Here is a 23,467-nt window from a genome sequence, read left to right as displayed (position 1 = left end):
AATTCTGTACCTTTTATCATCCTCCAAAACACCAAAAGATAATCCAAACATGAGATCACTACAAAAATCAGGATACCTATCTTCAACTATAAACGACCAAACCAACCTCTTTTACACTTTATTCTATCCTGAAACAATTCCTGTAAAAGCAACCTTGCAAATCGTTCATGGTATGCAGGAACACAGTGGCAGATATTCGGAGATTGCAGAATATTTTGCCAATCTAAGATTTGCGGTATTGACTTATGATCATTTAGGACACGGAAAATCGGTAAAAGACAAAAAAGATATCGGATTCTTTCAACTTAATAATCCGGATGAAAGATTGATTACAGATTCAGAAAAGATGAGTAAACACCTAATGAGTCAATATCCGAATGTTCCTCATTTTATTCTTGGACATTCAATGGGTTCTTTTATTACGCGTTGTTTGCTGCAAAGAATGGGTAATCAATTTGCGGGTGCTATTATTACGGGAACAGGAGGATCTTTGACTGGTATTAATTTAGTAACAACTTATTTTTCGTTAGTCAATAAAATAACGCCCCATAAACGTACTTTTTTCAATAATCTTTTTACGATTGTCAATAATCAGAAATTCAAAAAAGACAACAATTTCAGTGATACAAGCTGGCTCAGTCTGAATCCTACCAACAGAAATGCTTTTTCTCAGGATGAACTTTGTGGAATTCCTTTCACCAACAATGCATTTTATGCGTTATTCAGTGTTTATAAAAAAGCGACGGCAAGAAATTGGGCACAAACAATTCCGAAGTCCTTCCCTTTTCTATTTATTAGCGGTCAAAATGATCCCATAGGCGATTTTGGAAAAGGAGTTACGCAGACTGTTGAGAATTTAAAGATTGATGGTTTTAAAGATGTAAATGTAAAACTGCATCCTCAAATGCGCCACGAAATATTGAATGAAGAGATGAGAGAAGATATTCTGAATGATATTTATCAATGGATTTTGGAGCGTTTATAATACAATTCCCTGGTGACTGAAGTCTCGAAGCCACCAAGGAATGGATAAAAAAATATCAATTTGTGATTAGCTTAAAACAATTTCATTATCAACTCCAATTTCATTTAAAAAAATCTCATCATGCGAAATCACCAGCAAAGTTCCATGATAATCTTTAATAGAATTCGTGAGAATTTCCACGTTTTGAAGATCTAAATTATTCGTCGGTTCATCGAGAATAATCATATCCGGAGCTTTATTGCTGATGGAAAGTCCGCACAGAAGAAGTCGTAGACGTTCACCACCGCTCAAAACATCTCCTATTTTATCCCAAGTTTCTTTTCCGAATAAAAATCTTGATAACAATGTTTTCACTTCAGATTCTTGTAATGCATTGTCGTTGAATTGTTGGGCAAAATCATAAATCGTTGAATCTCGATCAATCAGAGAATATTCCTGATCAATATAAATTGTATTAAAGTCCGATTTTATAATTTCACCGACAGTCGGTTGCAAATCTCCAAGCAACAGCTTTATTAAAGTCGTTTTCCCTGAACCATTCGAGCCATTAATCGAAATTCTGTCGCCACTTCTGATTTCAAAATTGAGATTTTCCTGCCAAAGATTTTCATCATCATATGCATAATTAATTTCCTCTGCCGTAATCAAAATTTTCCCAGAATGCAGCTCTGAATCATTAAAATTCACTTTCATCTGATCAGCATTTCTCACAGACGATCGCAAATCCCGCAAATCTCCCGAAATATCACTGATTTTCTCAGCATGAATACTTTTCAATTTAGAAGAATTTTTTTCGGCATTATTTCGAAGCATATTCATCATAATCCTCGCCACACCCGATTTCTCCTGCTTTCCTTTTCCTCGCGCATCCAGTTTTTGTTTTCGCTCGATGGTTTCTCGTTCCTTTTCTTTTGCCTTTTTCAACGCACGTTCTTTGGAATGAATATCGTTTTGCAACGCCTCATTTTCAATTTCTTTTTGTTCGACATAGAAATCAAAATTTCCGCCATAAGTCGAAATTCCCTGATTGCTCAATTCAAAAATAGTATCAACCAAATTCAATAAAGTTCGGTCGTGACTAACGATCACAACAGTCGAATTCGTCTTTTCGATAAGCTTATACAAAAGATTTCTTCCTTCCAAATCGAGATGATTCGTGGGTTCATCGAGTAAAATAATTTCAGGTTGATTAATTTGAATTCCGGCAAGGAAAACTTTCGTTTTTTGTCCGCCACTCAGGCTTTCCAAAGTTTGATTTAAATCTAAATTTTCAAGTTTCCAGTGTTGTAAAGCCATTTGACATCGTTCTTCAATGTCCCAATCATCATTTAAAATTTCAAAATAGATTTCATCCACTTCACCATTCGTTATTTTTTGAAGTGCATCTAATTTTTTGTCAATTTTTAAACATTCCGCAACCGTCAGATGATTAAAATTTCCAAACATCTGCGGAACATAAAAAATATCCCCCTGAATATTGACACTTCCCTCCAAAGGTTCAATTTCATTTGCAATGATTTTCAGCAAGGTAGATTTTCCCATGCCATTACTTCCGACCAAAGCCGATTTTGTGTGTGATTGTATCGTTAAATTAATAGAATTAAAAAGCAGATTCCCTGCAGGAAACCCAAAAGATATATTTTGTAGAAAAAGCATGATTTCTTTCTTAATTAAGGTTAAACTTCAATAACATTTTCGTTATTGTTCAATTAAATCTGAAAGAAATTATATCCTACATTATCGTTTTCTGGGTTTTGTGAGTTGCAAAGATAAGAAATTTTTAAATATTTTAATTTTGAAACAATCACATTACACTTGTCATTCTGACAAGGAAGAATCTCATATTCTCAACAATGTAAACTTACATCACTCAATTTACAACTTTTTTAAGGAGCTTTTTCCCGCTTTCCGTTGCAATCTTTTTCTTCAAAAAAGGATTTTCTCTTCAATCGGGGCTAGGGTTTTTGTCTGTTATTTCAATATTTCGACATAAACGCTCTTTTTGTCATCCCGTAGGGATCTAGACACGAATCTTTCCATACTATATTTTAAAAACTTTGTTTAGATTCCTACGGGATTACAAACAGAGTGGAAAACGATTATGATAATATAGAGGAAAATTGATTCATCACTTGCTTTAATACATTCAGAATAACAGGAATTGTACTATTTGTGAAAATATTAGCGGAAATTTGTATTAAAATTATTTTCAACACAAATTTTCAATAAGCTCATTATTAAATCAACAATAAAAACACCAAAATATTTCCATCAAAAATCCGTAACTTTGCAAACTACTAAAAATTTTATGGAAAGTATTAAAGTTCACGACAAAACTTTTGTTCCTTATCTGGAGGACGCCGAAATTCAGGAGATCGTAAAAGCTACAGCTTTAAAAATTTATGAAGATTACAAGGATGAAGTTCCTGTTTTCATTGGTGTTTTGAACGGAGTTATCATGTTCTTCTCAGACCTTTTGAAGCATTATCCCGGTGAATGCGAGATTGCTTTCATCCAGATGAGTTCTTACGCAGGAACAGAATCTACAGGAATCGTTTACCAGAAAATGGAATTAACGAAGGACGTAAAAGACCGTCACATCATCCTTGTAGAGGACATCGTAGATACAGGAAATACGGTTGAAAGTCTTTTCAAATATTTTAACGAAACACAGCGACCGAAATCTGTAAAAATTGCTTCATTCTTATTAAAACCTGAAGTTTACAAGAAAGATTTCAAGCTGGATTATATCGGAAAAGAAATTCCGAACAAATTTGTTCTTGGTTATGGGTTAGATTATGATGAACTAGGAAGAAACCTTCCGAATTTATATCAATTATCTGACGGACAAATCAACCATTAAGCGCTGTTGGCTATTAGCTGATAGCTTTTAGCCTAAAAAAGTAAAATAAAGAAATAAATTTAATAATAACTTAAAAATGCTAAAGGCTAAAAGCAAGTAAGCTAATGGTAAAAGCCAAAAGCCAATTGCCAATCGCCAAAAGCCCTTCAACATTATGATAAACATTGTTCTGTTCGGCCCTCCAGGAAGTGGAAAAGGAACTCAAGCTCAGAATCTGATCGAGAAATTTAATTTAAAACAAATCTCAACAGGTGACCTTTTCAGATTCAACATGAAAAATGATACTGATCTTGGGAAATTAGCTAAATCTTACATCGATAAAGGAGAATTGGTTCCCGATCAGGTAACGACAGATATGCTGATCGACGAGTTGAGAAAGCCAACGGATGCCGCAGGATTTATTTTCGACGGATATCCTAGAACTGCAGTGCAGACAGAAGCTTTAGAAAAAATAGTAAAAGATGAATTGAACGACAAAATTGATGTATGTCTTTCATTAATCGTAGAAGATACTATTTTAGTTGAAAGACTCCTGAAAAGAGGTGAAACAAGTGGAAGAAACGATGACAGCAATGTAGAAATCATCGAAAACAGAATTAAAGAATATTATGCAAAAACAGCTGAGGTAGCTGAATTGTATAAGCAGCAAGGAAAATATGTAGAGGTAAACGGAGTTGGCGAGATCAACGAAATCTCTGAAAAGCTCTTTGCTGAAGTAGAAAAAATAAAATAGTTAAAAGTTATGAGTGATGAGTTATAAGTTATTACAATTCATTCTCATAATTCATAACTCATAACTCATAATTATAAGAAATGTCAAATTTTGTAGATTACGTAAAGATTCATTGTAAAAGCGGTCATGGTGGCGCAGGTTCTGCCCATCTTCGCCGTGAAAAATATATCCCTAAGGGCGGTCCTGATGGTGGAGACGGAGGTCGTGGAGGCCACGTTATCATGAAAGGAAATGCTCAGGAATGGACTTTACTACCCCTTCGATACACGCGCCACATCAAGGCTGAGCGTGGTCAGAACGGGGCTAAAAACCAGCTTACAGGAGCTTACGGAGAAGATGTTTACATCAATGTACCTATCGGAACCATTGCTAAGAATGAAGATGGTGAGATCATTGGTGAGATCATGGAAGACGGTCAGGAAATCATCCTGATGGAAGGAGGAAAAGGAGGAAAAGGAAACGAACATTTCAAATCTTCTACCAACCAAACTCCCAGGTTTGCACAACCGGGAATGGACGGGCAGGAAGGTTTCGTAGTTTTCGAACTTAAAATCTTAGCTGATGTTGGATTGGTAGGTTTCCCTAATGCAGGAAAATCAACTCTTTTATCATCTGTTTCTGCAGCTAAGCCGAAAATTGCAAACTATGCATTTACGACTTTAACGCCCAATTTAGGAATCGTTGATTACAGAAATTACAAATCTTTTGTAATGGCTGATATTCCGGGAATTATTGAAGGTGCTGCGGAAGGAAAAGGTCTTGGTCACCGTTTCCTAAGACATATTGAAAGAAACTCGATCTTATTATTCCTTATTCCTGCAGATTCTGAAAGTCATTTTCAAGAGTTTAAAATCCTGGAGAATGAATTGAAAGAATACAACCCCGAATTATTAGATAAAGATTACATTATTTCTATCTCAAAATCCGATCTGGTAGATGAGGAGCTTAGAAAAGAGATCTCTGCAGAATTCCCTGAAAATAAAAAACCTTTATTTTTCTCAGGTGTTACGGGAGAAGGCTTGATGGAGCTGAAAGATGCGATCTGGAAGCAGTTGCACGGATAAAATATTTTATACAATATAAAAAAAGGATAAACATTGCTGTTTATCCTTTTTTGTTACCTTTTAAAATTATTATTTCTTAATAAATTTCTTGGTTGTCTTTCCTTCTTTAGTTTCAATAATAACAATGTAAGATCCTGATGGAATACTTTTTACATCTATTTTATTACTATTCAACACTATATTTATTTTCTTGCCTGAAATATCAAAGATCTCTACTTTTTCAATTTTTACATTTGATTTTATGTTTAACAAATCTGAAACAGGATTTGGGTAAATATCAATGATGTTATTAGTCATCATGTTAGTTTTAGATTCTTTTTTCCTTAAATCCAAGAACATATTGTTTTTATCAACATTCTTTTTTCCCAAAGCTTCAGGGTTACAAGGGATTTCGCAGCTTGCAATTGTTGCAAGATATTTCGATCCCGGTTTTATGTCTGTTCCCGGAAGAAGGTTAACATAATTCCCTGCTTTCATCGTGATATCGCGTCCTTTATCAATGATATAATTATCTTTTGTGATTATCGTATTTCCCGCCTGATAAGTATAAATAAAGTTGATTTCAGGGGTTTGAAGTGTGATGTTTGAAACACAATTTCCACCGCCTTCATTTTCTTTAAGACTAGGTACTAATTGTGGAAAAGATCTTGCTAGACCTGGCAATAAGTATAAATTTGCCCAATCTAAACTACTTCCTCCGAATACATCAGGATTAATAATTTTTGAAATATAATCATTATATCCAAACTTTACATAAATATCACCTTTTGTATTCCGCTGCATACCTTCGAAATAATTATTGGGTATCTGGGACTGTGTTACATTATTATAAACGAGATTAGTATTTGTTGAATTCACTAGATCAATCGCATAAATAGGAGCATCATTTTTAACAAAATCTAAGGCTGCAACATATAAAATCGATGAATTTTTATTAAACTCTGTATAAATGGGGCCTAAATTAGCTATCACAAGATAATAATCATTGGTAAAATGCCCAGTATTATTATCAAAAGAATAAACTCGACCTTCGTTATAATTGTTACTAACATCCTGAGTAGTTATGCTTATATAATTTGAAAAATTACTACAAGAACTGAGCTTTTCTGATGCCTTAATATAAGCATAATGTGAAAAGCTCGACGGTGCTCCTAAATCAGTCACCACCGGAGTATTTGCCAAACCATTGCTGTCTAATAAATAGCTATACAAATTTGTACCATCCTGAATCAGTACCCAATAAGCAGAATTATTAGCGTGAGGTACAACAGTTACTCCTTTTGCAGTTGTAAAATCATTTCCAAATTGATCCAGCATTGGCAAACCTGTAGAGTTGGCCAGAACATCTCCTAATGGCAAGCCATTTGATCCTAAACTTCCCTGAGACATATCAACCACAGTATAACGCACTTTATTAGTTCCTGATAAAAATACACCTCCGCTAATTATGTAGTATAAATTCGGATTTGTAGGATGCTTAACGATAGATATCTGAAAGTGGGTTTCCTGCGTAAGTCCACTTCCATTAGGCATTAGCTGATGTTCTCTATTGAAAACCTCCAAACCATTCGTATAAAACAATAATTTCCCGCTACTATCACTCACAGATGCACTTGCCAGATTTGTAACTGCCTGGCTGTCGTATAATACCGTAGGAGTACTTCCCGAAAAATTGACACCGGCAAAAGCCCCAAAATACCAATTGTCATTTTCTCCCTGAGAAAACAAAAATAACGGCAGAGCTAATATGAATGTTATATAAAATTTTTTCATATTTTTAATTTTTACACCTCATTATTTCATTTTCTTTTCTAAAACCTCAATGCGTTTTTGTTGCTGGATTGCGTGAAGTGTAAGCTCTTCAATTTTCTTTAAAAGAAGAATATTCATTTCTTTTAATTCTATCCCATTTTCAATCGCTTCTTTTGTGGTAGGAACTTCCGGTAAATGACCATTTTTATTGATAAACTGGCTAAGATCATTCAATGACATCAACTTATAATCTTTTTCAAAAACATAATCTGCCCATCCGTTGCTTGCTGCGATATCTACTTTTACTTTTTCGGTTCTTATACCGTCTTTTACAAAAAGTTTATACTTTTCGCCGTCTGATGAAATTCCATCTGCAGGTAATTGATTTGTAAACTGTCCGATACCGATTGTTCCGTTGTTTCCGACGATCCAATTTCCGATGTTTAATTCGTTGTTTGAAGTGGCAGTTTTAGCATTTACGTTATCTCCGATAAGGATATTCCCATTCCCACTGCTAAGGGAGTAACCACTATTGTTACCAATTGCAATATTACTATTCCCCGAATTCATCAGTTTGATGGCGTTATAGCCGATAGCAATATTATTTTGCCCATTTTTTAAATAAGCCATCGTTCTACTTCCTAAAGCTGTATTATAAGAGATCTTGTCTCCAGCCATAGTGTTTTCTCTTGCTAATGAAGCGTAACCAATAGCAGTATTTTCTACATATTCTCCTAATCCTTCCATTGATTTCATACCTACAGCAACATTTAAATCACCAGTAATAGATAATCTTAGTGAATTCACTCCAATTGCCACATTATAACTTCCATTTGTCATGGAGGATATGCTATTAGCTCCAATAGCAGTATTTGAAGCTCCAATTGTATTTAGCGTAAGAGCCCCAAAACCAAAAACAGTATTAAGTACTCCTGTCGTAGCGTCATTACCACCTGCGAAAAAAAGATTTTTATCCCAAACTGAACCTATAGTAGAAATACCTTGTACTACTATTTTATTCCCTTCCGTAATTCGAAATTTTTCCGCATTATTAGTTTTAAAAATCAAAGGCTGATTATCTGTAGTTCCTAAAAAATTAGTAGTTGGATTAGTTCCCGAATTCCCTGTAAGATTCCATGATTGTGCATTTGCCTGTAAACCTAATACAGCAACAATTAAAATAATAGTTTTTTTCATGATTAAAAATTAGTTTTATGCATTATTATAGATAAAAAAAGGAGAAAGAAAAACTCTCTCTCCTTGATTATTAATGTGTTTTACTGAACAATAATTTTTTTAGTAATTGTATTTCCATTATCAAGCTTAATCATTAACAAATAAGCGGATTTTGGAAGATTTTCAACAGGAACACTGAGATCATTTCCATTCAAAATATTTTTACCTGAAAGATCGTAAAGCGTCCAACTCATTAATTTATTTTTACCAGAGTCTATTTTCACAACAGTAGAAGCCGGATTTGGATAAATTTTAACTTCCGAAGCTGCGATAGTACTTGTCTTAGCAAAAGTTGGCTCAATGTTACTTGGTCCTACTTTATTGAAACTAGTAATTGTGCACGGACTAATATATGCTTTAAAATTTCCTCTTAAATCCCCTTTCATAAAGAAGCCCGGGTTTAAATTAACATTTAAGCCAGCTTTATATTCTACACTCAGATTATCATTTATTGTTGAAGATGCAAAGATTGATTTTCCGGCCTGAAAAACCTGAGAAGATGTTACCGGTGTTGTAATATATAAAACGTCGGGACAAGGATTGACAATGTTATCTAAAGATGGAATTAATTGAGGAAAAGAAAACCCATTTCGAGTTCCTTTTTGTGGTGTTATCGTAGTTAAAGGGCTTACTGCAGGGCTCCACACATTTGGAGTATTAATCACTCCCCAATCATAAGATGTAAAATTTGAGGTATTAGGAATCGTATTTCCAAATATTACTTCCTTATACCCATATCCTTCAGTATCATTAAGTAGAGCATTATATATTAAATATATTTTACCATTTTTTGCAAGTTGCATTCCGGCAGTTAATCCATTCAATGAAAATTTATAATGAATCGATGTATTTTCAACTCCTACTAAACTTGCTGTACTGATATTGTACATTGATAAACCAGACCAGCTAATATTACCAATACACGCAGGATATAAACAAAGATTAGCCCCTGCACTAATAAAGTATACAATATTACTGTCTGGAGAGAATTCTGCGCTGTTTGGGCCACCACTATCATCATCATAATATCCTGCAAAGTTATCATTAGGGATAATATTATAAGGACTCGTCACACTTCCTGTTGTATTATTAAAATCATAAAGCCAAACACTTTTGTATTCTCGTGTTAAAAGTTTTTTAGCATTAGGTGAAATTTTAATAAATGAACCCAAATTTACTCCTGGACTTACGACAGGAGATGTATTCAAGCCATTTGAATCTAGTTTATAGGATAGATAATTGCCGTTATTAGCCGTTACAATCCAATAAGAATTTCCATCGCTCGCAAATGTGGAGGTAAGTGCATTAGTTCCAGAATTAGTAAACAATACATTGTTTTTTGAAATCACTTTACCCAAACCGCCATTCAAGGACATATCAACAATGGCATATCTAAGACCGTAATTAGTGGTAGGATTGAGAGCCTGCACATAGATTTGATCATTCATATACCTGTTTCCATTAATATAAAATACATAATACAATAATCTCGAACCAGGAACTGGAAGTATAATTGAGGATTGATCTGATGGATTCCCAAATGACTGATACTGATAGGTTGTATTAGCTGCTCCAAACATTTCATTCCCATTATCCATTATAACGCCATTTTTGTTATAGACACTATATCCATTGCAAGAAAAAAGCAGCTCTCCTGTATTCTTATCACTGATCACAGAACTTGTATATCTTATAGCTGGAGTAACATTAGTGGTATGTGTAAAACCATTAGGTGCAGTATTATCAAACAGCCATTTGCTATTTCCAAACAGCCAGTTGTCATTCTGATGCTGAGCAAACAAAAAGTTTGTACTCAAAGCTATGAGAAATGCTATGAAAGAAATTTTTGTCTTCATAATTTAAAGTTTTAAAAAATTAATTTGAAGATCTGATTTCTTTTTTCAATGCTTGAATTTCTTCTTTTTGAGATACCAATTCTTTATTTTGTTGAATCAAGTGAAGAGTTAATTCCTCAACCTTTTTTAGTAAAAGAATATTCATTTCTTTTAGTTCTATCCCATTTTCAATAGCTTCTTTTGTGGTAGGAACTTCCGGTAAATGACCATTTTTATTAATGAATTGACTCAAATCATTCAATGACATCAATTTATAATCTTTTTCAAAAACATAATCTGCCCATCCGTTGCTAGCTGCGATGTCTACTTTTACTTTTTCGGTTCTTATACCGTCTTTTACAAAAAGTTTATACTTTTCGCCGTCTGGCGCAATACCGTCAACAGGTAGCTGAGCAGTAAAAGTACCTATGCCGATTGTTCCGTTATTTCCTACAATCCAATTTCCAATGTTAAGTTCATTATTGGGAGAAGTTGTATTATATGGAGTTATATTACTTCCAATAAAAATATTATTGCTTCCAGAAGTAATATATCTTGCATTAGAAAAACCTACATTAATGTTATTAGAACCTTTACTTATTGCTCTGAATGACTCTGCGCCCAATACAACATTTGAGTTTCCGCTGTTGAGATATCTTAAAGCGCTTAATCCGACAGCTACGTTAGAATCTCCTACCAGACTTCCGGCTCCCATTGCCCCAGTCCCCACACCTACATTTCCATTTCCGTTCTGGAAATATTCTAATGAATTCATTCCTACTGCAACATTCGAAGACCCACCCTGAGTATTTCTCATCGAATTAAAACCTACAGATACATTTATTTCTCCACTTGTCATCAAAGACATTGAATTGGTTCCCAGCGCTGTATTTCCGCCACCAACAGTATTTTGGGTAAATGCTCCCATTCCGAATACTGCATTATTAAAAGTTGTTGCATTATTTATTCCGCCACCAAAAAATAAATTCTTATCCCAAAGCTGCCCCGGTGTGTTTACGTTAAAAAATATGAATCTCCCATCAGGGTTGATCTTCATTTTTTCAGCATTATTTGTTTTAAAAATCAAAGGTTGGGCATCAGTTGTTCCAATAAAATCTGTAGCAGTTGTTCCTGCATTTCCTGCAAGATTCCATGTTTGTGCATTTGCAGTAATACCTAAAACTGCTGCCAATAAAATGATAGTTTTTTTCATGAGTTATTATAGTTTGTTTTCTCATCAAATATATATCACTTAAATTAGAATAATTTTACGTAATTACTTATTTTATTTACATTTTTATAATATTCTTAGAATAATTTTCACTCAAATTAAACAAATAGTTAATTTTAAAGTAAAACAGTTGCTTTGGAACAATTATTGAAATACCCCAATCAAATTTAAACTATGAAATATTTACTAGGTCTTGTTGCATTCGTTTTCATGTTCTCATGCAATTCTCAGAATACACAAAACACACAGAATAACAAATCAAAATATTCTACAATTGAATATAAAACAACACCATGTTTTGGATTTTGTCCGGTTTATTCAATGACAATCAAAGCAGACAGAACAGCAGTTTTAGAAGCGGAACATTTTAATTTTACAAAAACACCTTCGAAAGATGAGTTTTCAAAACCACGTGAAGGAACTTTTAAAGCAACGATAAAAGAAGCAGATTACAACAAGCTTGTTTCTCTATTGAATGGTTTAGATGTTAAAAATTTAAATGAAAAATACGGTCAAAAAGTATCTGATCTTTCAACTTCATATCTAACTGTCAATTTTGCTGATGGAACTTCAAAACAAGTGGAAGACTACGGAAAAAGAGGAAGCGAAAAACTACTTGAAGTATACAAGTTTTTTGAAGATTTAAAACTTAACCAACAATGGACGAAAGTGAAATAATTTCATTAAAACACCAAATCACATTTTTATATATTACGATTCCTTCTAAATGAAGGAATTTTTTATTTAAAAGATATTTATTCATTTTATCATTAATATTATTAGCTGGATTGAAAAACCAGATGCAACATCATTTGGAACAATTATTGAGAGATTCCAGCAAAACATAAAAATGAAATACTTATTCCCTCTTTTTGCATTTTTTTTATTCTTTTCATGTAATTCTCAAAATGCACAAAGCAGCCAGCCAAAATACGCTGCAATAAGATATACTTCAACATCTTACTTAGAGTTTGATCCTGTCTTTACAATGACTCTCAACCCCGACAGAACAGCAGTTTTAGAGGCGGAACATTATAATTTCCCAAAACTTAATTCAGAAAATAAACGTTCTCAAAAACGAGAAGGAACTTTCGAAGCAACTATAAAAAAAGAAGATTACAACAAATTAGTTTATTTATTAAATGGTATAGATTTCAAAAACTTACCTCCTTATAGATCCGGAAATAATATGGTAAACGGTCGTTCTACGGCTATTTTGAAGCTTCAGCGTACTGATGGAACATCGGAAAATATTGAAGATTATGGTAAAAATAAAACACAAAAACTGGCAGAAGTTTACAAGTTTATTGAAAATTTTAGATACAACCAACAATGGACGAAAGTGAAATAATTCAATTAAAAATATTTAGACTACCTTTGTAAAATATAATTCCTTCACATTGAGGGAATTTTTACTTTAAATAAAAAAATAATTCATTTGAATTTTACAGACTTAAACCTAATAGAACCCATTGCAAAAGCAATTCAGGAACAAGGATATACTACTCCTACTCCTATCCAGGAAAGATCGATTCCTGATATCTTAAATGGCAGAGACTTTCTAGGATGTGCACAAACAGGAACCGGAAAAACGGCGGCTTTTGCAATTCCTATTTTACAAAATTTATCCAAAAATAAAGTACAAAATAAACATATAAAAGCTCTTATTCTGACTCCGACAAGAGAATTGGCGATACAGATCGAAGAGAACATAAAAGCTTACGGAAAATACCTTCCATTAAAGGAACTGGTAGTTTTCGGAGGGGTAAAACAAGGAAGCCAGGAAACTGCTCTGAGAAGAGGAGTTGATATTTTGGTGGCAACACCGGGAAGGTTGCTTGACTTTATTGCTCAGGGAATCGTAAGTTTAAAAAACCTTGAGATTTTTGTACTTGATGAAGCTGACAGAATGCTGGACATGGGTTTTGTACATGATGTAAAAAGAATAATCAAACTTTTACCTCAGAGAAGACAGACTTTATTTTTCTCGGCAACGATGCCTTCAGAAATTCAGAAATTAGCAGATTCAATCTTAAATAATCCTGTAAAAGTAGAAGTGACTCCAGTTTCTTCAACAGCCGAAACCATCAAACAATCGGTTTATTTTGTTGAAAAAGATGATAAGCTGGATCTTCTTACCCATATTTTACAGAATGATATTTCTGATTCTGTATTAGTATTTTCAAGAACGAAACATGGAGCAGATAAAATTGCGAGAAAACTTCAGGCGAGCAAAATCTCTACGGAAGCTATTCATGGAAACAAATCTCAGAATGCCCGTCAAAATGCTTTAAATAACTTTAAATCAGGGAAGACAAGAGTTCTTGTTGCAACAGATATTGCAGCGAGAGGAATTGATATTGACGAGCTTAAATATGTAGTTAATTTCGAGCTTTCCGACGTTTCTGAAACCTATGTTCACAGAATCGGAAGAACTGGTAGAGCCGGTGCAGAAGGAAGTTCAATCTCATTTGTTGACGGACTTGACTTATTGAACCTGAAAAATACAGAAAAACTGATCGGAATGAAAATTCCTATTGTAAAAGATCATCCTTTCCATACAGATAATCTGGTTGCACAGAAAAGAGATTCTAATAACAAACCTGCCGGTGCCAGAACCGACAGACCGAGAGCCTCTCAAACTGCAAATACCAAAAAGAAACCTGCAGTAGACGCAGGGAAGAAGCCTAAAAACAAAAGCTTTTTCAGAAAGAAATAATATAAAAGCCTTCTCAAATTGAGAAGGCTTTATTTTTTAGGTTTTGGTTAAAGCAATAGAAGTTATTTCTTTTATTAAAGTTTTAAGCCCGTTCCTATTGATTTTTAAACATTTTCTTTGCATTCTCAGTCGTAATTCTATCGATCTCAGAAAAATCTTTATTGTAAATATTCACCAGTTTTCCTGCAATAAGATCAAGGTAAGAACTTTCGTTTCTTTTTCCTCTGTACGGAACCGGAGCTAAATATGGTGAGTCTGTTTCCAGAACAATTTTATCTAAAGGAATTTCGCTTAAAAACTGGTCTATTTTACCATTTTTAAAGGTCACTACCCCACCGATTCCAAGAATGAAATTCAGATCAATGGCACGTTTTGCCTGCTCTAAATCTCCGGAGAAACAATGAAAAATTCCACGAAGTTTTGGATGTTTTTTCCTTTCCAATACTTCAAAAGTTTCATCAAAACTTTCTCTTGTGTGGATTACAATCGGTAGATCCATTTCAATCGCCCAATCAATCTGCTGTTCAAAAGCTTTAATTTGAATATCTAAAGTCGTTTTATCCCAATACAAATCAATTCCAATTTCTCCGATTGCAGGAAAATGTCTTTTATCAAGATAGTTTTTAACAATTTCTAATTCTTTTTCCCAAGATTCGGGCTTTACATAGCAAGGATGAAGTCCCATCATTGAGAAAATCTGATTTGGATATTCTGTTTCCAACTGAAGCATTTTTTCGTGAGATTCTGAATCGATTGCAGGAAGATAAAATTCTGTAATTCCTTTATCTAAAGCTCTTTGAATGGCATCTTTTCTATCTTCGTCAAATTCTTCCGAATATAAGTGTGTATGTGTATCAATCATTATTTTTAAAGTTTTAATAGATCTTCATAAGGACTTTCAAGGTTCATTAATAAGCCAAAAGCGGGTTCGGTTTTAATTCCTTTTTTCTTTAATTCTATTATTTTTTGTTTAAAATCATCTCCTTTTGCCAGTAATATTTTGTATTCGACGATCATATGCCGATAAGCGTTTTGTTCTGTTGTGGGTTTATTGTGTCCGAAAATTTCAATGGGAAATTCTTCTAATATAGAATTCAGAACAATGCAATTTTCTTTATTAATTACATTCGTTTCAATCTTAAAATCAATATTTTGAGGTAATATTTGATTTAAAACTCCCATAAATTCGGTCTCATTTTCGACTTCACAGATTATATCTAAATCACTTCCTTCAATATCAATTTCGATCGGAATTGTTCCGGCTAAAATGGGAGAATAATTACTTAGTTTTTCGAAAATTCTATATTTGATAAGAACTTCATAAGCTCTTTTTTGCTTATCATTTCCCACTTTTAAATAATCAATTTTTGTAAAGTCGATCATTTTAAAACTAGAATATTTTATGTTTTACTTTTTTACGTTGAGCCTCGATCTTTTCGTTCAGTTTTTCTTTAAACTCAAGATATTTTGGATCTTTATCGTCGTTCGTTCTGTGTTCTAAAGCTTTAGTTATTTTAAAGTTTTCTTTAATAAAATCCTGTGTTTCATTAGAAAAATAAGCACTTCCGAACTTTTCAAAAATATAATTTACCGCCTGAGAATTCGGATGTATCATATCTTCTTTATAAAAACGATAATCTCGCAAATCATCCATTAAAATCTCATAAATCGGAAGATAATGACAGTTTTCAAACATCAAAATGGCTTCATGAATGGCTGTAATTAATTTCGACTTACTTAATTGATTTTCAACCATTCCATCTTTTGTATGGCGAACCGGCGAAACCGTAAATAAGATCTGAACATCATCTTTACAAATATCATTCAGATTCAAAATCGTATTGTAAATGGAGTCTGTGAGTTCTTGATGTGTCAACAATCTTTTTTCAAAGAATTTTTGAGGAATTTTATGGCAATTGGCAACCAATTTATTTTTCGGGAGAAATTCATATATAAATGAAGTTCCGTATGTTATGATGACCCAATTTGTTTCCTGAAGAAATCTATTGCCTTCTTCAATCTTAGAGTTTATTTTTTCTAATGTCTGATGAACAAATCTTGTGTCAAAGTTCGTGTGATGATCTAAAGAAATAAATTCATCATTAAAGGTGATTAAATCCTCTTCATTATAAAACTCCGAATCATGCAAGGTCTTAATGGAATTGCTGATCGAAAATGGGTTAAAAACAGTCCCAAACGGATTATTGACCGTTTGAAGCTGACCATCATAAAACAAATCAGACATTTCAGAGGCAAAACAAGAACCTATTGAAAATATCTTATCTTCAATTTCTATCTTTTTCTCCGATTCTTTGATGTCAACTATAGTCCTGAACTTCATTTGTAAGGGATGAGGGTTTAGAAATTAGGGCTTAGGTGATTTACTAAATCCTAAGCCCTATTTCCTGTTACCTATATTTTAACTCTCTCTTCTCAAAAGATAATTTGCCAACTCTATGAAGGGCTTTTTCTTCTCTTCCGGAATATCTATTTTTTTAAGGTAGCTTTGACCGATCTCGTTGTGTTTTTCGATCAAACGCAAGGCTTTTTCGTCAACTTTAGTTCGTCTGAAGATCTTTTCAACATTATAAACTTTGTCGATATTATCTGTCTTTTTAGAATACCAATAGTCGAGTTCTTTTCTTTCTTCGTCTGTTGCATGCTCTCTCGCCATCAGATATAGGACCGTCTTTTTGTTTTCGTAAATATCTCCTGCATGTTTTTTTCCAAACTGAGCCTGATCTCCAAATACATCCAAATAATCATCCATAATCTGGAAAGCGATCCCGATATGTTTTCCGAAATTGAAAATTGCTTTAGCATCTTTAAAATTAGCTTTAGCGATCAATGATCCGATCTCGAATGAAGATGCGCTTAAAACACCTGTTTTGTACGTGATCATTCTGATATAATCATCAAACGTCACATTTTCCTGTGTTTCAAAATTGATATCGTATTGTTGACCTTCACATAGTAAAAGTCCGGTATGCGTGAAAATCCTAACACAAGCTTTAAAAATCTCAGGTTCAAGATCTTCAAAGAATTTATATGCCTTTAACATTAATCCATCCCCAGAAAGAATTCCTACATTGATCCCGTGTAAAGTATGAATCGTAGGTTTATTTCTTCTTAAAGGAGCTTCATCCATAATATCATCATGGATCAAAGTGAAGTTATGGAAAAATTCGATCGCCAAAGCGGGTTTTATCGCCTGTTTAAGATCACCTCCAAATAAATCACAAGCCATTAAAACCATGATCGGACGAAGACGTTTTCCACCGTGGGAAATGATGTAATTCATCGGATCATACAATTCCGTAGGTTTATCTTTAAAAGTGTACTTAGTAATGGCGTCCGCAACAATTTGTTGGTATCTGTCTAAAAATTCCATAAAATCATATAATTTCCACAAAAATACGATTTTTCAGGGCTTTATAAAACAAAAAACTTTGCCCAAATGGACAAAGTTTATGATTGTTATTTAAATTTCTATTTTAAGTTAAAAATGTAACCAAAAGATAGGTAATTCCGGCAACAATTGCTGAGATAGGAATCGTTAATACCCAAGCCCAAAGTAAGCTTACGGTAATCCCCCATCTTACTGCGGAAATTCTTTTTGTTAATCCAACCCCGATGATAGAACCTGTGATCGTGTGTGTTGTAGATACAGGAATACCAAAATGGTCTGTAATAAATAAAGTAATTGCACCCGCTGTTTCAGCACTTACCCCTTCCAATGAAGTTACTTTTGTGATTTTAGTTCCCATTGTTTTAATGATCTTCCAACCGCCACTCATTGTACCCAATGCAATTGCGATGAAAGAAACCAAAGGAACCCAAATATAATGTTGTGCAAAATAATCGAAACGTCCCGCAGAAGGAATATTAAGATAAACAGGATCCTGAAGCATATTCACGTGATAATAGATCATCGCAGCTCCAATAATACCCATTACTTTCTGTGCATCATTCAGACCATGTCCTAAACTAAACAAAGCTGAAGAAGCCAACTGTAATCTCTTAAATGATTGATCTGCTTTATGAGGATTCGATTTTTTATAAAGATGAACAATGATTAGCGTAATAATGATCGAAATGATCATCCCTATAATCGGAGCCATAAAAATGAATAAGAAAATAGGAATCACTTTATCAAATTTAACAACGCTCTGCTGTGTAACCTGATAAGCAGCTGCTTTAAAAGTTTCCCAAGTCCCTAAACTAGGTTGAGTAGCCACCACATCATGATAATCCATCATAAAAGCATGCATTAAAGCCGCTCCTAAGAATCCACCGATCAAAGTGTGCGATGATGATGAAGGAATCCCAAACCACCATGTTAAAAGGTTCCAGGCTATCGCAGCGATAAGACCCGAAAATATGACTTCTAATGTAATAAAGTTCTCGTTAACCGTTTTGGCAATTGTATTACCAATTTTAAATTCTCCAATAATATAAGCAGCAATAAAGAAAGCCGCAAAATTCCAAAGAGCTGCCCAAAGTACAGCCTGGAATGGAGTTAAAACTTTTGTAGAAACAATAGTAGCGATTGAATTGGCCGCATCATGAAAACCATTGATATAATCGAAAATTAAAGCCAGTGCAATAATAACTACAAGTAAAATCGGAAATTCCATTTTTGTTATATTGTTTAGGCGTATTTAATCATGATGTTCTCAATAGTATTGGCAACATCTTCTGCCTTATCGGTTACTATTTCAAGATAATTAAGTACAGATGAAACTTTGATAATATTGATAGCATCGTTTGTTTCAAACAATTCTACCATAGAATTAGAAAGAAGATCATCTGCAATATTTTCAATAGAATTTACTTTGATACAAGCTTCTTTTACCTGCTCCATATTTTTAAACCCTTTAAGGTTTTTCATTGCGTTCTGGATTTCCAGACAAGCTTTGTGAATCAATAGAGAGAAATCTGAATAAGCCTTAAGCTCAGGAGATTTGTATAAGAAGATATATTTTGTTGAAGCGTAAATATAATCAGCGATATCATCTAAACCAGTAGCCAACGTGTGAATATCTTCACGGTCGAAAGGAGTGATAAAGTTTTTACCCAATTCTACAAAAATTTCATGAGTAAGCTCATCGTTTTTGTGTTCATAGTCGCTCATTTTCTTCAACATAGAGTCATCGTTAAGATCGAAATCTTTGATACCGGTGTTGAATTCTTCAGACATTGCAACTAGGTTCTCTGTTACTTTTTCGAAAAGCACAAAGAAGATTTTGTCTTTTGGTTGAAAAGCGTGGAAAATATTACCAATTCCCATTTTTAAGTATTTATAATTTTGTGCAAATTTCCTAAAAAAGCACCTTACCTGAAACTATCTGACGTTAAGTTTTGTTAACATTAGCTTACCGCCTGATTATCAAACAAAAAAACCGGCTTGATGCCGGTTTATATAGTTTGGAATGAGTATTAATTCGCCTCTTCAGCTCTCATGTCTTTCCCTTTGAATTTCATTGATGCAATATTATTCAAAAGCTCTCCTTTAAATGATTTTTCAATTTCAAAGAAAGAGAATTTCTCTAAAATTTCGATGTCACCAATTTCAGCTCTTTTTTTGCTACCTCCCGCAGGTGTAGTTGCTTTGTTGATAATATCTAAAACATCTAATTTTTTCAATTGATCTTTCTTACCCAAGTTGAAGAAGAATCTTACCATATCTTCATTTTTTCTTCTTGGTTTTCCAGCACGTTCTCTTCCTCCTCTGTCTCTGTCTCCACTTCTGTTATCGCGATCTCCTCTGCTTCTGTCTCTGTCACGACCTCTATCTCTGTCTCTTCTAGGATAGTCATCATCTCTAGAGCTGAATTTCTGCTCAACAAGATCATGTTTATCTTTGTAGTACAATGCAAGATCTTTCAATTGGAACTGCAATAACTTGTGAACCAATTCTTCTTTTGTGAAAGCATTTAGATCCGGGATCAGGCTGTCATCAAAGTCGAATATATCTTCGTGTTCTGTGAATAATTTTTCGAAAACTCCTCCAACCTGAGCTTTGATAACCTCTTTTCCTGTTGGAATAATTTTTTCAACGATATCAATTTTCGTTGTAGATTTTATCTGCTTTAATTTTCTGCTTTCTTCAGGCTTGATTAAAGAGATTGAAATCCCGTCTTTTCCTGCTCTACCTGTTCTTCCACTTCTGTGAACGAATACTTCAGGATCATCAGGTAAAGAGTAATGGATAACGTGAGTTAATGAATCAACATCCAATCCTCTCGCCGCAACGTCCGTTGCAACCAAAATATCGATATTTTTCAATCTGAATTTCTTCATTACAGTATCTCTCTGCGCCTGAGAAAGATCTCCGTGAAGAGCATCAGCTGCGTAACCATTCTGCATTAAGAAATCTGCAACTTCCTGAGTTTCCATTCTTGTTCTACAGAACAAAATTGAATACTGGTTAGGGTTTGCATCAATTAATCTCTTAAGAGCTTCTTTTTTGTTACGGTACCCAACAACGTAATATTCATGTTTGATGTTCTTTTTAACCTCGTTAATAGAACCCACAGAAATACGGTGTGGTTTTGTAAGATAATTTTTAGAAATTCTCTCCACTTCTTTATTCATCGTTGCAGAGAATAAGAAAGTTTGTTTTGTTTCAGGAGTTTCTCTTAAAATTGTTTCCAATTCGTCTTTGAAACCCATTGAAAGCATTTCATCAGCTTCGTCTAAAACTAACCAATGAATAGCAGAAAAGTCTAATGCTTTTCTGTTGATAAGGTCGATAACTCTTCCTGGAGTACCTACAATGATTTGTGGCTTGTCCTTTAGAGATCTAATTTGATCCATAATACTGCTTCCACCGTAAACTGCTGTAGTTTTGATGTCTTTCATGTATTTGGAATAATTTTTTATGTCTTTAGAAATCTGAAGACATAGTTCTCGTGTCGGGCAAAGCACCAAAAATTGGATTTTGCGACTCGTATCGTCAATCATATCCAAAATCGGAAGCGAAAACGCTGCTGTTTTGCCTGTCCCTGTTTGCGCAAGTGCGATCAAGTCGCGAATATCTGAAAGAATAAAAGGGATAGTCTGTTTTTGGATTTCTGTTGGGCTTTCATAACCCAGTTCGCCAACTGCCTTAAGAATGTCAGGACTTAAATTGGACTCCGTAAATAAATTCATTAAATATTATAAAATTTCTGCAAATATACAATAAATATTTGAATTTCTTTTTATATAATATTACGGAATTAATAATTTTAATTTCCAAAACCTTAAATATTTTAAAATTTCAACAGAAAAACCATAAAATTTTTATTTTTAATGTAACAAAACCTCAATCAGGACGGCGATTATTAAATTATTTGTTATTAAGTTAAATAATTATGAATCATCAAAACAAATATAAAATTTGGCATAATATAATAGATTTAATTAAATTTGATTTAAAATAAAAACATGTCCGCTACCATTTCTACAAAAACATTCGATTTCATAAAAAAGTTAACCAAAAACAACAATCGCGAATGGTTTAATGAAAATAAAAATCTTTACACAGAATCTCAGCAAAATGTAATTTCTTTTCTTGAAGATTTGATCAATGAAATGGGAGAATTTGATGAAGAGCTGGCAAAATTAGATCCTAAAAAAGCATTATTCAGGATTTACAGAGATACAAGATTTTCGAAAGATAAAATCCCTTACAAAACCAATTTCGGAGCCTCTTTAGGAATGGGAAAAGGAAGTCAGAAAGGCGGATATTACCTTCACATCGAACCCGGAAAATCATTTTTGGCAGGCGGAATTTATATGCCCGAATCTTCTGTTTTGAAGGAGGTGAGAAAAGAAATTTCTTTATATGGAGATGATTTCATTAAAATTATCAACAATAAAGATTTCAAAAAACACTTCCCTGAACTTGATCAAGGTGATAAATTAAAAAAAGTTCCGCAAGGTTTTGAAAAAGAAGATCCGATGGGCGAATATTTAAAACTAAAAAGCTTCATTGTGGTTTATAATTTAAAAGACGAAGAAGTTTTAGATAAAAATGCAGCAAAAAATATGGCGAATATTTTTAAAGTCATGAAACCCTTTAATGATTTTTTGAATACACCGTTTGCTTAAATCAATAACACAGTTAATGTTTAGATAAAAAAATCATTTTATATAAAACAGTCTTACACTTACTACTGATAATCAAACGATTACAATCAAACAAAATTAACATTAGTTTAACATTTTTGCTTATCTTTGCTGTTCGTCAAAAAAATAAGGATGTCTTTATACCAAAGAATTGCAGAAAAACTACAATATATTAGTCCGAATTTCTATAAAAAAAGATATTTTAAGACCTTAAACCATCTTAATAAAGATAATTTTTCGGCACGTAATGTAGAACCAGAATTGGTCTGGATCAAAGAATATTTGCACAAATCAGCCGTAATTCTGGATATTGGAGCCAACGTTGGAACCTTCCTTTATCAGTTGGAAAACAAGTTGGATCATGATCATATCTACGCTTTTGAACCCAACAAAAAACTGTATCGACGATTAAAAAGATTATTCCCTAGAATAAGCGTTCTTCCTTTAGCACTTTCTGACGAAAATACAACCGCTGAATTCAAAGTTCCGATCATTAATGGTAAAATGATAGCGTCCCGAGGAACGCTGAATACTTTGTATAAAGAAAAAGGTGAAGAAAAAAGCTATACTGAAAAGGTAAAAGTGATGAAATTAGATGACTGGGCTGCGATAGAATATTTCAACAGACTGGATTTCATCAAGATAGACGTTGAAGGAAACGAAATGAAAACACTTTTGGGTGCTAAAAAGACCATTCAGCAGTTTTTACCGACTTTAATGGTTGAGATGGAACAAAGACATCACGACAAACCTATCTGGAATGAGATTTCTGAAGTTGAAACTTGGGGATATGAAGCCAGATATCTGAACAGACGTAATTTTGAGCTTGAAAAACTTACGGAAAAAATCTTAACACAAAACACTAACGACGAAAAAAATAAAACGGAATACATCAACAACATTATTTTTATACCTAAGAACCTTTAAAATATTA

The 23,467-nt window shown here is 33.5% G+C and carries 21 protein-coding genes; 9 read left to right on the top strand and 12 right to left on the bottom strand.

Features of this window, described 5'->3' with window-relative positions; translation table 11 throughout:
• Nucleotides 1-49 precede the first annotated feature (49 nt).
• Nucleotides 50-985: an alpha/beta fold hydrolase gene (locus EG348_RS12200; protein WP_123983379.1), complete on the top strand. Its 936-nt coding sequence runs from the start codon at nt 50-52 to the stop codon at nt 983-985.
• 66 nt (nt 986-1,051) lie between these two features.
• Here EG348_RS12200 and EG348_RS12195 read toward each other — a convergent pair whose 3' ends face one another.
• On the bottom strand, nt 1,052-2,641 hold the full coding sequence (locus EG348_RS12195; RefSeq protein ID WP_123983378.1) for an ABC-F family ATP-binding cassette domain-containing protein: 1,590 nt from the start codon (nt 2,639-2,641) through the stop codon (nt 1,052-1,054).
• Nucleotides 2,642-3,293: 652 nt separating this feature from the next.
• On the opposite strand from EG348_RS12195, the gene hpt reads away from it, so the two are divergent.
• The 3 genes from hpt to obgE all read left to right on the top strand — a co-directional run bounded on the left by hpt (nt 3,294) and on the right by obgE (nt 5,645).
• A complete protein-coding gene (gene hpt, locus EG348_RS12190) occupies nt 3,294-3,848 on the top strand; it encodes a hypoxanthine phosphoribosyltransferase (RefSeq protein WP_072412416.1) in 555 nt (184 codons plus the stop codon).
• Nucleotides 3,849-4,002: 154 nt separating this feature from the next.
• On the top strand, nt 4,003-4,581 hold the full coding sequence (locus EG348_RS12185; protein WP_123983377.1) for an adenylate kinase: 579 nt from the start codon (nt 4,003-4,005) through the stop codon (nt 4,579-4,581).
• 80 nt (nt 4,582-4,661) lie between these two features.
• Complete coding sequence (gene obgE, locus EG348_RS12180) at nt 4,662-5,645, top strand: GTPase ObgE (RefSeq protein ID WP_123983376.1); 984 nt, start codon at nt 4,662-4,664, stop codon at nt 5,643-5,645.
• A gap of 69 nt (nt 5,646-5,714) precedes the next feature.
• On the opposite strand, the gene EG348_RS12175 is transcribed toward obgE, so the two are convergent.
• The 4 genes from EG348_RS12175 to EG348_RS12160 all read right to left on the bottom strand — a co-directional run bounded on the left by EG348_RS12175 (nt 5,715) and on the right by EG348_RS12160 (nt 11,681).
• Entirely contained in the window at nt 5,715-7,418 is a 1,704-nt protein-coding gene (locus tag EG348_RS12175) for a T9SS type A sorting domain-containing protein (RefSeq protein ID WP_123983375.1), read from the bottom strand.
• A 21-nt stretch (nt 7,419-7,439) separates the two neighbouring features.
• Complete coding sequence (locus tag EG348_RS12170; protein ID WP_123983374.1) at nt 7,440-8,594, bottom strand: hypothetical protein; 1,155 nt, start codon at nt 8,592-8,594, stop codon at nt 7,440-7,442.
• Between the two features lie 80 nt (nt 8,595-8,674).
• Nucleotides 8,675-10,489, bottom strand: a complete 1,815-nt coding sequence (locus tag EG348_RS12165; protein ID WP_123983373.1) for a 3-coathanger stack domain-containing protein — start codon at nt 10,487-10,489, stop codon at nt 8,675-8,677.
• 19 nt (nt 10,490-10,508) lie between these two features.
• Nucleotides 10,509-11,681, bottom strand: coding sequence for a hypothetical protein (locus EG348_RS12160; RefSeq protein ID WP_123983372.1), 1,173 nt, complete (start codon nt 11,679-11,681; stop codon nt 10,509-10,511).
• A gap of 192 nt (nt 11,682-11,873) precedes the next feature.
• Here EG348_RS12160 and EG348_RS12155 point away from each other — a divergent pair, with 192 nt between their 5' ends.
• The 3 genes from EG348_RS12155 to EG348_RS12145 all read left to right on the top strand — a co-directional run bounded on the left by EG348_RS12155 (nt 11,874) and on the right by EG348_RS12145 (nt 14,418).
• Nucleotides 11,874-12,377, top strand: a complete 504-nt coding sequence (locus EG348_RS12155; protein ID WP_123983371.1) for a DUF6438 domain-containing protein — start codon at nt 11,874-11,876, stop codon at nt 12,375-12,377.
• A 172-nt stretch (nt 12,378-12,549) separates the two neighbouring features.
• Nucleotides 12,550-13,050, top strand: a complete 501-nt coding sequence (locus tag EG348_RS12150) for a DUF6438 domain-containing protein (RefSeq protein WP_123983370.1) — start codon at nt 12,550-12,552, stop codon at nt 13,048-13,050.
• A gap of 87 nt (nt 13,051-13,137) precedes the next feature.
• Entirely contained in the window at nt 13,138-14,418 is a 1,281-nt protein-coding gene (locus EG348_RS12145; protein ID WP_123983369.1) for a DEAD/DEAH box helicase, read from the top strand.
• A 94-nt stretch (nt 14,419-14,512) separates the two neighbouring features.
• Here EG348_RS12145 and EG348_RS12140 read toward each other — a convergent pair whose 3' ends face one another.
• The 7 genes from EG348_RS12140 to EG348_RS12110 form a co-directional block, all read right to left on the bottom strand.
• The gene (locus EG348_RS12140) at nt 14,513-15,280 is read right to left on the bottom strand and encodes a TatD family hydrolase (protein ID WP_123983368.1); all 768 of its coding nucleotides are present in this window, start codon (nt 15,278-15,280) and stop codon (nt 14,513-14,515) included.
• Nucleotides 15,281-15,285: 5 nt separating this feature from the next.
• Entirely contained in the window at nt 15,286-15,801 is a 516-nt protein-coding gene (locus EG348_RS12135; protein ID WP_123983367.1) for a DUF4269 domain-containing protein, read from the bottom strand.
• Between the two features lie 7 nt (nt 15,802-15,808).
• On the bottom strand, nt 15,809-16,759 hold the full coding sequence (locus EG348_RS12130) for a GSCFA domain-containing protein (protein WP_123983366.1): 951 nt from the start codon (nt 16,757-16,759) through the stop codon (nt 15,809-15,811).
• 78 nt (nt 16,760-16,837) lie between these two features.
• Nucleotides 16,838-17,809, bottom strand: coding sequence for a polyprenyl synthetase family protein (locus tag EG348_RS12125; RefSeq protein WP_123985066.1), 972 nt, complete (start codon nt 17,807-17,809; stop codon nt 16,838-16,840).
• A gap of 103 nt (nt 17,810-17,912) precedes the next feature.
• A complete protein-coding gene (locus EG348_RS12120; protein WP_123983365.1) occupies nt 17,913-19,055 on the bottom strand; it encodes an inorganic phosphate transporter in 1,143 nt (380 codons plus the stop codon).
• 14 nt (nt 19,056-19,069) lie between these two features.
• Complete coding sequence (locus EG348_RS12115) at nt 19,070-19,708, bottom strand: DUF47 domain-containing protein (RefSeq protein WP_072412441.1); 639 nt, start codon at nt 19,706-19,708, stop codon at nt 19,070-19,072.
• Nucleotides 19,709-19,857: 149 nt separating this feature from the next.
• Entirely contained in the window at nt 19,858-21,573 is a 1,716-nt protein-coding gene (locus tag EG348_RS12110) for a DEAD/DEAH box helicase (protein ID WP_123983364.1), read from the bottom strand.
• 276 nt (nt 21,574-21,849) lie between these two features.
• Between EG348_RS12110 and EG348_RS12105 the strand changes: the two genes are divergently transcribed.
• Together EG348_RS12105 and EG348_RS12100 are read left to right on the top strand one after the other, a co-directional pair.
• A complete protein-coding gene (locus EG348_RS12105) occupies nt 21,850-22,515 on the top strand; it encodes a DUF2461 domain-containing protein (protein ID WP_123983363.1) in 666 nt (221 codons plus the stop codon).
• Between the two features lie 150 nt (nt 22,516-22,665).
• Entirely contained in the window at nt 22,666-23,460 is a 795-nt protein-coding gene (locus EG348_RS12100; protein WP_123983362.1) for an FkbM family methyltransferase, read from the top strand.
• Nucleotides 23,461-23,467: the final 7 nt, after the last annotated feature.

Source organism: Chryseobacterium sp. G0201, from assembly GCF_003815655.1.
Classification (GTDB): Bacteria; Bacteroidota; Bacteroidia; order Flavobacteriales; family Weeksellaceae; genus Chryseobacterium.
Note: the sequence above shows the minus strand (reverse complement) of the source record. Positions and strands in the feature narration are given on the sequence as shown.

Excerpts from the sequence above, each read along its gene's own strand:
- EG348_RS12105 (WP_123983363.1), top strand. The coding sequence starts at position 21,850 with ATGTCCGCTACCATTTCTACAAAAACATTCGATTTCATAAAAAAGTTA.
- EG348_RS12115 (WP_072412441.1), bottom strand. The coding sequence starts at position 19,708 with ATGGGAATTGGTAATATTTTCCACGCTTTTCAACCAAAAGACAAAATC.
- EG348_RS12200 (WP_123983379.1), top strand. The coding sequence starts at position 50 with ATGAGATCACTACAAAAATCAGGATACCTATCTTCAACTATAAACGAC.
- EG348_RS12100 (WP_123983362.1), top strand. The coding sequence starts at position 22,666 with ATGTCTTTATACCAAAGAATTGCAGAAAAACTACAATATATTAGTCCG.
- EG348_RS12195 (WP_123983378.1), bottom strand. The coding sequence starts at position 2,641 with ATGCTTTTTCTACAAAATATATCTTTTGGGTTTCCTGCAGGGAATCTG.
- obgE (WP_123983376.1), top strand. The coding sequence starts at position 4,662 with ATGTCAAATTTTGTAGATTACGTAAAGATTCATTGTAAAAGCGGTCAT.
- EG348_RS12130 (WP_123983366.1), bottom strand. The coding sequence starts at position 16,759 with ATGAAGTTCAGGACTATAGTTGACATCAAAGAATCGGAGAAAAAGATA.
- EG348_RS12185 (WP_123983377.1), top strand. The coding sequence starts at position 4,003 with ATGATAAACATTGTTCTGTTCGGCCCTCCAGGAAGTGGAAAAGGAACT.
- EG348_RS12135 (WP_123983367.1), bottom strand. The coding sequence starts at position 15,801 with ATGATCGACTTTACAAAAATTGATTATTTAAAAGTGGGAAATGATAAG.
- EG348_RS12175 (WP_123983375.1), bottom strand. The coding sequence starts at position 7,418 with ATGAAAAAATTTTATATAACATTCATATTAGCTCTGCCGTTATTTTTG.
- EG348_RS12150 (WP_123983370.1), top strand. The coding sequence starts at position 12,550 with ATGAAATACTTATTCCCTCTTTTTGCATTTTTTTTATTCTTTTCATGT.
- EG348_RS12155 (WP_123983371.1), top strand. The coding sequence starts at position 11,874 with ATGAAATATTTACTAGGTCTTGTTGCATTCGTTTTCATGTTCTCATGC.
- EG348_RS12125 (WP_123985066.1), bottom strand. The coding sequence starts at position 17,809 with ATGGAATTTTTAGACAGATACCAACAAATTGTTGCGGACGCCATTACT.
- EG348_RS12110 (WP_123983364.1), bottom strand. The coding sequence starts at position 21,573 with ATGAATTTATTTACGGAGTCCAATTTAAGTCCTGACATTCTTAAGGCA.
- EG348_RS12160 (WP_123983372.1), bottom strand. The coding sequence starts at position 11,681 with ATGAAAAAAACTATCATTTTATTGGCAGCAGTTTTAGGTATTACTGCA.
- hpt (WP_072412416.1), top strand. The coding sequence starts at position 3,294 with ATGGAAAGTATTAAAGTTCACGACAAAACTTTTGTTCCTTATCTGGAG.
- EG348_RS12120 (WP_123983365.1), bottom strand. The coding sequence starts at position 19,055 with ATGGAATTTCCGATTTTACTTGTAGTTATTATTGCACTGGCTTTAATT.
- EG348_RS12140 (WP_123983368.1), bottom strand. The coding sequence starts at position 15,280 with ATGATTGATACACATACACACTTATATTCGGAAGAATTTGACGAAGAT.
- EG348_RS12170 (WP_123983374.1), bottom strand. The coding sequence starts at position 8,594 with ATGAAAAAAACTATTATTTTAATTGTTGCTGTATTAGGTTTACAGGCA.
- EG348_RS12165 (WP_123983373.1), bottom strand. The coding sequence starts at position 10,489 with ATGAAGACAAAAATTTCTTTCATAGCATTTCTCATAGCTTTGAGTACA.